At 64.6% G+C, this 10,438-nt stretch carries 9 protein-coding genes; 1 reads left to right on the forward strand and 8 read right to left on the reverse strand.

The window, feature by feature from the left end; genetic code table 11:
• Nucleotides 1-108 precede the first annotated feature (108 nt).
• The 6 genes from B3873_RS09450 to B3873_RS09475 all read right to left on the reverse strand — a co-directional run bounded on the left by B3873_RS09450 (nt 109) and on the right by B3873_RS09475 (nt 7,962).
• Complete coding sequence (locus B3873_RS09450; protein WP_286865530.1) at nt 109-1,749, reverse strand: fatty acid--CoA ligase; 1,641 nt, start codon at nt 1,747-1,749, stop codon at nt 109-111.
• Nucleotides 1,750-1,894: 145 nt separating this feature from the next.
• On the reverse strand, nt 1,895-2,185 hold the full coding sequence (locus B3873_RS09455; RefSeq protein WP_286865532.1) for a copper-binding protein: 291 nt from the start codon (nt 2,183-2,185) through the stop codon (nt 1,895-1,897).
• Between the two features lie 98 nt (nt 2,186-2,283).
• Nucleotides 2,284-3,666, reverse strand: coding sequence for a multicopper oxidase family protein (locus B3873_RS09460; RefSeq protein WP_286865534.1), 1,383 nt, complete (start codon nt 3,664-3,666; stop codon nt 2,284-2,286).
• Nucleotides 3,663-5,048 (reverse strand): TolC family protein, encoded by a 1,386-nt coding sequence (locus tag B3873_RS09465; RefSeq protein WP_286865537.1) that lies wholly within the window; start codon nt 5,046-5,048, stop codon nt 3,663-3,665. Before B3873_RS09465 ends, B3873_RS09460 begins: the two co-directional genes overlap by 4 nt.
• A gap of 93 nt (nt 5,049-5,141) precedes the next feature.
• Nucleotides 5,142-5,573 (reverse strand): hypothetical protein, encoded by a 432-nt coding sequence (locus tag B3873_RS09470; RefSeq protein WP_209533399.1) that lies wholly within the window; start codon nt 5,571-5,573, stop codon nt 5,142-5,144.
• 52 nt (nt 5,574-5,625) lie between these two features.
• Nucleotides 5,626-7,962, reverse strand: coding sequence for a heavy metal translocating P-type ATPase (locus B3873_RS09475; RefSeq protein ID WP_286865539.1), 2,337 nt, complete (start codon nt 7,960-7,962; stop codon nt 5,626-5,628).
• Between the two features lie 80 nt (nt 7,963-8,042).
• Between B3873_RS09475 and cadR the strand changes: the two genes are divergently transcribed.
• Nucleotides 8,043-8,495 carry a Cd(II)/Pb(II)-responsive transcriptional regulator gene (gene cadR, locus B3873_RS09480; RefSeq protein WP_121038792.1) on the forward strand — a complete coding sequence of 151 codons (453 nt, stop codon included), beginning with the start codon at nt 8,043-8,045 and terminating at the stop codon, nt 8,493-8,495.
• Nucleotides 8,496-8,504: 9 nt separating this feature from the next.
• Here cadR and B3873_RS09485 read toward each other — a convergent pair whose 3' ends face one another.
• On the reverse strand, nt 8,505-9,407 hold the full coding sequence (locus B3873_RS09485) for an alpha/beta fold hydrolase (protein WP_286865544.1): 903 nt from the start codon (nt 9,405-9,407) through the stop codon (nt 8,505-8,507).
• Between the two features lie 138 nt (nt 9,408-9,545).
• Nucleotides 9,546-10,438: Gfo/Idh/MocA family protein (locus B3873_RS09490; protein ID WP_286865547.1), on the reverse strand; the 893-nt coding region annotated here is incomplete at its 5' end.

Below are 10,438 nucleotides of genomic sequence, written 5' to 3' on the forward strand. Positions count from 1 at the left end.
GAACAGAATTAAGCTAGAGCGCAGGACAGAATTCTGTGCAGACTACGCCAAACCGCACAACCAGAAAAGCACCCAGCCAAGACAAAACAAACCAAAAACCAAGAAGGATCACCCCCCAACCGGATACTGCTCCCGCATCACCCGCTTGTTGAGCTTCCCGACGCTAGTGCGAGCCAATTCAGGAACAAACCGCACCCGATCCGGCACGCCATAACGAGAGATGGTCCCAGCCTCGGCAGCAGCCATCACATGCTGCCGGATATCCTCTTCGGAAACCGCGTCCACATCCTTCTTCAGGACGACAAGCGCAACCGGCCGCTCCCCCCATTTACCGTCCTGCACCCCGATGACGGCCGTCTCAGCCACAGCCGGATGCCGCGCAATGATGTCCTCGATCTGCAGCGAAGAGACCCACTCGCCCCCGGTCTTGATGACATCCTTGATCCGATCCGTGACCTGCAGATAGCCTTCGGCATCGAGATGCCCGATATCCTGGGTATGCAACCACCCCCCACGCCACAATTCTTCAGAGGCTTCCGCTTGATGCAGATACCCTTGCGTCAGCCAGGGCGCGCGCACCACCACTTCACCGGTGCTCTTGCCATCCCGCGGACAATCATTCATATCGCCATCCACCGTACGCAAGGCCACCAGCGGCACCGGCCGCCCGGTCTTCACGCGCAGCACGGCTTCACGCTCGCTGCCCAGGTCCTCGGTCGGCACCTGCGCCAGCGTCAATATCGGACAAGTCTCCGACATCCCGTAGCCGGTAAAGACATCAATCCCCCGATCCCGCGCCATGCGCGCCAGACTGCCCGTCATCGCCGAACCGCCGATGATCATCTTCCACCCCGACAGATCCACCTCCCGCGCCTGCTCGGAGGTCAACACCATCTGCAAAATGGTCGGCACGCAATGCGAGAAGGTCACCTTCTCCTCACGGATCAGCTTGCAGATCGTGTCCGGCACATAGCGCCCCGGATACACCTGCTTGACCCCCGCCATCGTCGCCACATAAGGCAGCCCCCAGGCATGCACATGGAACATCGGCGTCAACGGCATGTAGACATCATCCCGATGCAAACGCCCCTGCTGCGGGGCCAACGCCAGCCCGGCCGTGGTGCCCAGCGTATGCAGGACCAGTTGCCGATGGCTGAAATACACGCCCTTGGGCAAGCCCGTGGTGCCAGTGGTGTAGAAGGTCGTCGCGCGCGCGTTCTCGTCGAAGTCGGGGAAGTCATACTGCGCAGACGCCTGCGCCAGCAAAGCTTCATATTCCCCCGCAAAGCCCGGCCCCTGCGGGCAGGGACTGCCATCGTCGGTCAGCAGTACGCAGCGCGTGAGGGTGTTCAACTCACCACGGATCTGCTTCAACACCGGCATGAAATCCGAATTCACCAGCAAGACATCCGCCTGCGCATGATTGAGCGTGTAGGCAATCTGCTCCGGCGAGAGCCGCACATTCACCGTCTGCAACACGCAGCCCATCATCGGCACCGCAAAGAAACACTCCAGATAACGATTGCTGTCCCAGTCCATCACCGCCACCGTATTGCCGGCCTGCACGCCCATTTCCTTGAGCACATTGGCCAGCCGCTGCACGCGCTCATAAAAACCGGCATAGGTCAGCCGGCGCGCACCGTAAATGATTTCCTGCTCGGGGGCGGTGGCCAGGGCGCTGTGCAGCAACTGCTTGATCAGCAGCGGATAGCCATAGGCCGACGGGGTTTGCTCGATCGCTTGGGGCATGCCGGAGTCTCCTCTGTTGTGCGGCGGCAGGACCGCCTCTTATGGATGGGATGGATGAAACGAACTCCGATGATACCGCCAAGTCTCCAACCGCATCGTCGCCGGGACGACGAAATTGTGAAGCGTCCCGCCCCCCCGCGGGTGGTCAGCGCTTTTCTTCCAGCGAGGTCACGGTCAGCGCACCATCGATCCGGTCGGCGGTGAAGCTGATCTTCTCGCCTTCGCGTGCCCGCGCCAGAATCTCGGGATCGGCCTTGAACACCATCGTCATGCCGCCCATCTGCAGATTGGGAATCTCCGCATGGCGGATGGTGAGCTTGCCCGTGCCGGTGTCGACCTTGCGGATTTCGCCATCCACTTTGGGTGCATCACCCTGCGCGTGCGCCGCCAGCGCAGTCAAACAAAGGGCCGTGGTGAGGAGGAGGGAGCGCAACATGGTCTTTCCTTTCGTGAAGTCGTCAGCGACGCAAGGTCGCTGATCCAAAAACAATGATGTAAAAATATGATGACAGAGGTGCTCAATAAGTCATGTTTTCAATGATGCCCTTGATGCCCTCCCGGCTTGATGACCTCCAGCGTGGCAGGCGCAGCCGTGCCGGAAGGCGCGGCCCGCCGTGCCTCGGGCATCTCGCCCTGCCATTCCCGCGCCACCGTGCCGGCCGGTGCGCGATACCAGCCCGGATCCCGGTAATCATCCCGCGCCAGGTTGCGCCGGACCTTCACGGTGCTGAACATGCCACCCATCTCGATGGGGCCATACGGTCCGCGTCCGGTCATCATGGGCAGGGTGTTGTCGGGCAGGGGCATCTCCATCTCGCCCATCGATCCCCCCTTGTCACCCATGGCCATGTAGTCGGGAATGAGACGGCTGATCTTGCTGACGACCTTGGACTGGTCCACCCCGATCATGGTCGGCAGGTCATGGCCCATGGCGTTCATGGTGTGATGCGCCTTGTGGCAATGCAGGGCCCAGTCGCCTTCTTCGGTGGCATCGAACTCGATGGCCCGCATCTGGCCCACCGCAATGTCGGTGGTGACCTCGGGCCAGCGCGCGGCAGGTGGTACCCAGCCGCCATCGGTGCCGGTCACGCTGAACTCGTGGCCGTGCAGGTGCAGCGGGTGATTGGTCATGGTGAGATTGCCCACGCGGATGCGCACGCGGTCGTTCTGCCGCACCACCAGCGGGTCGATGCCGGGGAAGGCCCGGCTGTTCCAGGTCCACAGGTTGAAGTCCAGCATGGTGCTGACCTTGGGCACCGAGGCCCCCGGCGCAATGTCGTAGGCATTCATCAGGAACACGAAATCCCGATCCACCCGCATGACGCCCGGATCCTTGGGATGTGTCACCCAGAACCCCATCATGCCCATGGCCATCTGCACCATCTCGTCGGCATGCGGGTGATACATGAAGGTGCCGGCGCGCCTGGCAGTGAACTCATACACGTAAGTCTTGCCCGGCGGGATGGCCGCTTGCGTCAGGCCCGAGACGCCATCCATGCCATTGGGCAGACGCTGTCCGTGCCAGTGCACCGAGGTCGCTTCGGGCAGCTTGTTGGTCACGAAGATGCGCACCTTGTCGCCTTCCACCACCTCGATGGTCGGGCCGGGGCTCTGGCCGTTGTAGCCCCACAGCCTGGCCTTCATGCCGGGCGCGATCTCGCGCTCCACGGCTTCGGCGATCAGGTGGAATTCCTTGACGCCGTTCTTCATGCGCCAGGGCAAGGTCCAGCCATTGAGCGTGACCACCGGCTGGTAAGGACGGCCAGTGGCGGGTTGCAGCGGAGGCTGCGTGGCGGCGCTGGTTTGCAACGGGGCTTCAGGCAGACCGGCGGTACCGGCGCGGCTGACGGCACCGGCCGTTACGGCGAGCGCCGCGCCTTGCAGGAAGTGGCGGCGCGCTTTGTCGTTCGGGTTCATGGTTGCTTTCCTGGTTGGGGACGGCCGCCCAGCGCCTGTTGCAGGCTGGCGTCGGCGATCCAGAAATCACGCTGGGCATCGATGGCGGCATTGACCGTGGCCGCCTGTTCGCGCGCATCGGCCAGCAAGGCGAAGACGCTGATGAGCATGCCGTTGTAGCGCAGCAGATTTTCTTCGGCGATGCGCTGGCGCAGCGGCACCAGTTCATCCTGGTAGCGCCGGGCCAGCGCATAGGCATCCTGCCGCTCACGCCAGGCCAGACGTGCCTGGGCGCGTGCATCGAGAAGAGCCGCAGCCAGCTTGTGCGCACCCTGCAGGTAGATGGCCTCGGCCTTGGCCGTGCGCGCCTCGCCCCAGTCGAAGAGCGGAATCTCCAACGAGATCTCGTAGCCGTTTTCATTGGGCTTGCCACTCTCGGTGGTGCGCACCGCGCCCAGGTCCAGCACGTTGATGAAGCGGGTGGCGCGGGTCAGTCCCAGCGAAGCTTGCAGGCCTTCCAGTTCGGTGCGGGCGGCCTGGACGTCCAGGCGCTGCTGCAGGGCTTGCTGCTCGATGTCATCGACCGCCTCCAGCTGCTTGGGCAGGGACGGCAATTGCGCTGGCAACGCGAAATCCGGTGCCAGCCCCAGCAGGCGGGCCAGCGTTTCCTTGTACTGCGCCGCTTGTCGGCGCGCCTGCTGCAGGCTGGCCTGCGCCTGGCCATAGAAGAACTGCTCGCGCGCACCATCGAGCTGGCTGATATTGCCCAGCCGCGCCATCTGCGCCGCCAGTTCATGCGCCGCCTCGGCCGCATCGGCCACCTGCTCCTGATACTGCAAGCCCTGCTGCGCGGCCACCGCCTGGTAGTAGGCCTGGCGCGTCTGCGCTGCGAGCGCCAGTACGCGCGCGGCCAGCGACAGGCGCACCTGCTCGAAGCGCCGCTGTTCAATGCGCGCAGTCGTCGGCATGGTGATGAGGCGCATCAGGCCCAGTGACAGGCTGCGCTCGATCTTGAGATCGTCGCCCGCATGGGTGCGCTTGAAGGAGAAACCGGGATTGGGCAGGCGGCCGGATTGCACCAGGTCTGCCTCGGCCACGCCCAGTCCGGCGAAATCGGCCTGCAGGTCAGGATTGTGGAGGAGGGCGATCTGCACCGCATCGTCGGCACTGGCCAGTCGCGTTGCACCGCCCGCAGGGTCGTGCAGCAATGCGCGCACACGCTCGCTGCTGGCCTGGGTCTGTTGCGGGCTGCGGTTCCAGGCCGGGGTGTGGCCCAGGCGTTGCTGGCTGGTCTGCTCGACCTGGCCGAAACCGCCATCCGGCGACAGCTGCGCACAGCCGGCCAGCAAGGCGCAGGCGGCCACGGCAGCGGCCCGCCAGGGACGTGAAACTTGGGGAATCATGGAATCCTCGTCTGATGATGATCGTCATGCCACGCGCGCACTGACGTCAGCGCGCACGAGGCTCAGGCGCACGCGAAGGTGCGCAGGGCGGGATCAGGCGAGGGCAGGGGGACGGTCGGGGTTTTCCGGCAGATAGCCGACGAAGCCGGAAGCCGGCAGCGCAATGAATTCGCGCGAGGGAAGATCAGGCGCAGGCGGTGCGCTCAAGGCCAGCGGCAACAGGCCACCGACGGTGCAGGCGGCGCAGAAGCTGCAGGAGGAATGCGTGTGATGTTGCTGATGTTGTGTGTCGCTGGCATCAGCAGAGGTGATCTGTGTTGCCGCACCATGATCGGCATGATGGCCTTGATGGGCCTGCTGGTCATGATGCTCATGCTGCATCTGATGCGCTTGCACTGCCGGCGCATGATGCTGTACCGCCTGCTGCTGCGACGGCGCGCAGGCCTGCAGCACGGCGGCGAAGCCCTGGACGGGAATCGCCAGCGCCAGCAGCCAGAGCAGGAGGAGTTTTGCGCGCAGCATCATGGGCGGCAGTATAGACCGGGGCCGTCCCTGCGATCAACCTGTACGGCCGGCCTCAGGCCGCGGCCTTGCGTTCGCGCAAGCCGCGCACCAGGCGCAGGCCGTTGAAGACCACGATCAGGCTGGCCCCCATGTCGGCAAACACCGCCATCCACAGTGAACTCATGCCCACCAGCGCCAGCGTCAGGAACACCGCCTTGATGCCCAGCGCAATGCTGATGTTCTGCACCAGGACCGTATGGGCCTTGCGGCTTAGACGAATGAAGTCGGGGATCTTGCGCAGGTCGTCATCCATCAGGGCCACGTCGGCCGTCTCCAGCGCGGTGTCGGTGCCGGCCGCGCCCATGGCGAAACCGATGTCGGCCCGCGCCAGCGCCGGGGCATCGTTGATGCCGTCGCCGACCATGCCCACACCGCGCACGCCGTGGCGCGCGCTGAGCGCTTCGATGGCCTTGAGCTTGTCTTCGGGCAGCTGGTCCCCACGTGCATCGGCAATGCCGGTCTGGCTGGCAATGGCCTGTGCGGTATGGCTGTTGTCGCCGGTCAGCATGATGACGTCCACGCCCAGCGCACGCAGCTCGGCCACCGCTTCCTTGCTGCTGGGACGCACGGTGTCGGCCACCGCCACCAGCAACTGCGGCTGGCCGTCGCGGCACAACACGGTGGTGGTCTTGCCCTGCTTCTCGAAGGCTTGCAGGCGTGCCTCCAGTTCCGGGCTGCACTGGCCCAGCTCGTGCACCAGGCGGTGGTTGCCCAGATGAAGCAGTTGTCCGCCGATGCGCCCCTGCACGCCGCGTCCGGCCAAGGCGGCAAAGTCGCTCACCTCCAGCGTGACGATGTCTTTCTGCTGCGCAATGGCGCGTGAGACCGGATGGTCCGAGCGTGCCGCCAGCGAGACCGCCAGTTGCAGCAGCGCCTGTTGATCCGCCCCGGCCTGCAGCGAGACCACATCGGTCACGGCGGGCTTGCCAAAGGTAATCGTGCCGGTCTTGTCCAATGCCAGCGCGCGCAATTGGCGGCCTTGCTCCAGATAGACGCCGCCCTTGACGAGGATGCCATGCCGGGCCGCCGAGGCCAGTCCGCTGACGATGGTCACCGGCGTGGAGATCACCAGCGCGCAAGGGCAGGCGATCACCAGCAGGACCAGCGCCTTGTACAGCCACGGCTGGAAGGGCGCACCCATCAGCAGCGGCGGCAGCACGGCCACCAGTAAAGCCATCAGCACCACCGCCGGGATGTAGTAGCGCGCGAAGTTGTCCACGAAGCGCTGGGTCGGGGCGCGCTGGCCCTGCGCCTGCTGCACGCTCTTGACGATGCGCGCCAGGGTCGAGTCGCCTTGCACCGCCGTCACGCGCATCTCGAAAGCGCCCTGTTCATTGATGGTGCCGGCAAAGACCGGGTCACCGGGCTGCTTCTGTACCGGTATGCTTTCCCCGGTGATGGGGGCCTGGTTGATGCTGGTGCTGCCTGACAGTACCAGGCCATCCAGCGGTACACGTTCCCCGGGGGCTACCCGTACAGTTTCATCCACTGTCACGGTACGGGCCGGTACAGTTGACCAGACACCGTCCGCGCCGCGCCGGGTCGCCATGTCGGGTGTCATGGCCATCAGGCCGGCAATGGCGTTGCGGGCGCGGTCCAGCGACAGCGCTTCGATCATCTCGGCCAGGGTGAACAGCACGATCACCACCGCCGCCTCCGGCCACTGGCCGATGACCGCCGCGCCGATCACGGCCAGCGACATCAGGAAGTTCATGTTCAGCGAGAAGTTGCGCAGCGCGATCCAGCCCTTCTTGAGCGTGCCCAGGCCGCCCAGCAGGATGGCGGCGATCGCCAGCGCGATCACCGGCAGGGAGTGGTCATTGCCGCTGGTCCAGGCCAGCACCTCGGCCCCCAGCGCGGCTACGCCGGCCAAGCCCAGCAGCGCCCAGCGGCGCGCCGGGATGCGGTAGGCGGCGGCCTGGTCGGGGGCATCGCGGCCGGCCTCGGCATCCAGTGAATCGGACTTCACGGCCGGCAGCATGTCCAGTGCCTTCAAGGTGTCCACCAGCGGGGCGATGGAGGGCAACTGGTGTTGCACCGTCAGCTCGCGCTGGATCAGGTTGAATTCCAGCGTGCCTACGCCGGACATCTGCGAGAGCCGTTCGCGGATCAGCTTTTCTTCGGTCGGGCAATCCATCTTCTGGATGAAGAAGACGGCTTCCTCGGTCTTGCCCTCCAGCTGCGCTGCGGGGATCGGGGCAGGGGCCGCTTCATTGCTGGCGCAGGCATGGCCGGAGCAGCAGCCCTGTGCTTGCTGTGCGTGAGAATGACCATGCTCGTGCTCATGTACGTGCTTATGTGCGTGACCATGCGAATGGTCGTGATCGTGCTTGTGGGAATGTCCAGCCATTTGGGGCTCCTTGTGCAGCCAACAGGTTTCAGGGGTATATTTAAAACCCTGAAGTAACTACAAGGTCAAGCGAGGATCCCATGGATACATTGAAGATCGGCGAACTGGCCGCCCAGGCAGATTGCCCGGTAGAAACTATTCGTTATTACGAAAAGGAAGAGTTGCTGCCGGAGCCCACACGGTCACAGTCAAATTACCGGCTCTATGGCGCGCGCCACGTGGAGCGGCTGCAATTCATCCGCCATTGCCGTTCGCTGGACATGACGCTCGATGAAGTGCGCGAACTGCTGCGCCTGCGCGACGCGCCCGAGCAGAATTGCGGCGAAGTCAACGCGCTGCTGGACAAGCACATCGGCCACGTGGCCCAGCGCATCCTGCAGTTGCAGGCCCTGCAGGAGCAATTGCACCAGCTGCGCGCCCAGTGCGAGGTGGAACAGCCGGCGCGCGACTGCGGCATCCTGCAAGGACTGGCCAGCCTGCCCGACGACATGAAGCCGGCCAATCTCGGCAGCCATGGGGGCGGCTGCCACTGAAGTCCATGTTCAGGCCGGGCGCGCCAGCCAGGCCAGCACTACCTCGACGACTTCTTCCGGCTTTTCGCGCTGGGGGAAATGGCCGGCCCCCGGGATGAGCACGCGGCGATAGGCGGCCCCGAAGTAGGGCTCGCGGTCTTCCGAGGTCGACGGATGATTGGCGCCATCCTCAGTGCCATGCAGCACCAGCGTGGGCACCATGATGCGCGGTGTGTCCTGCAATCGGGCTTCCAGCGCCGCATAGGCGGGATCGCCCTCGGCAAAGCCCCAGCGATGCCGGTAGGAATGCACGCAGATCTCGGCCCAGTCGGGATTGTCGAAGGAGGCGGCGGTATTGGCGAATTCGCTCTCGGCAAATTTCCAGGAAGGTGACCAGGTATTCCACATGAAGCGAGCGAAACCACGGCGGTCCTCGCGCAGCTCGGTTTCGCCGCGCGGGGTGGCGAAGAACCAGTGGTACCAGTAATTGCGCGATTGCTGCAGCGACAGCCGCTGCCCCGGCGTATTGGTGCCCCAGCCCACCGAGAGGGCGATGCAATGAGCGATGCGTTCGGGTGTCTGCGAGGCGGCGATATAGGCGGCCCGTGCACCCCAGTCGTGGCCGATGACGGAGTAGCGCGCCAGGCCCAGGGCATCGGCAAAGGCCATCAGGTCGCTGCCCAGCGCAGCCAGCTGGCCGCTGCGGGGTGTCGATTCCGAGAGGAAACGGGTCGGGCCGTAGCCGCGCAGGTAGGGCCGGATCACGCGGTAGCCGGCCGCCCGCAGCGGACGCAGGAAGGCGTCCCAGGTGCGCACGTCGTCCGGCCAGCCATGCAGCAAGATCACGGCGGGGGCCTCTGGGGGGCCGCTGGTTTCAAAGCCGATGCGCAGTGTGTCGGTCTCGATGAAAGTCAGGTGATTGCTCTGTGGCATGTCGGACGGCCCCCCCGTGATTTGCTGTTGTTGGTACTAGCTGGATAACGTAATTTTTAGTGATTTATGAAGGGTAATTATCATCGCAAGTCGGGATGCGTGCTGCGAGCCATGCATTTTTCATGCAGGTGAAGGATTTCACCGTTTTTCCAGGATCGCTTCCATCATCCACGCCGTCTGCGCAGCGCTGTCGCCACAGGATGGGTGAGGCGCACCTCCGCTCAAGTGCCGTTGCAGGTTGGCCACGTGGTATTGCTGGATGTGTTCCGGATTTGGGATGGCCAGCTCGATGCGTTCGGCCGGCGTAGTCAGCACCAGCGGCCGTTCCTCGAAGATGGAAAATTCCAGCTTGCCCGCACTGCCCGTAATCTCCACCCGGTCCGCCCGTTCAAAGCTGCCGAAGTGCCAGCTGCCGCTGCCGGTGATGCCACTGTGATAGCGCCAGCTGGCCGCCACCGCATCCTTGGCGCTGTAGATCCCTTGCTGGTTGGCGCTGGCCCCGGTCACCTGCGCCACATCGCCGAAGAAGTGCGAGAACAGGTTCAAGCCATGGCTGGCAAGATCATCGAAGTAGCCGCCCGGTGCGATGCGGGCATCGGTGCGCCAGCGGTAGCGCCCTTGCAGGTCATCCGGATGCGGGGTGCGTGCCAGTTGCCAGTGCACATGGCGGGGCGTGCCGATGCGGCCTTCTTTCAGCCATTGGCGCAGCTGCTCGAAACGCGGCAGCGAGCGCCGGTAATAGGCCACGAACAACGGTTGTTGCGCTGTTGCGAAGGCATCGAGCATCTGCAGGCATTCGGCATGGCTGGGGGCCATCGGCTTTTCAACGCAGCAGGGTTTGCCGGCGGCGGCGACCTTCAAGGCATAGTGCAGGTGCGTATCGGGCGGGGTGGCGATGTAGACGGCATCGATGCCGGGATCGCCGATGAGCGCATCGGCATCGTCGAACCAGCGCGGCACGCCGTGGCGCTGCGCGTAGTCGGCGGCCAGGGCGGCGTCGCGGCGCATGACGGCGGCCAGTTCGAAACCGG

Origin of the sequence: Herbaspirillum sp. UBA812, from assembly GCF_002296545.1 — a bacterium.
In the GTDB taxonomy this organism is placed as follows: Bacteria; Pseudomonadota; Gammaproteobacteria; order Burkholderiales; family Burkholderiaceae_D; genus Herbaspirillum; species Herbaspirillum huttiense.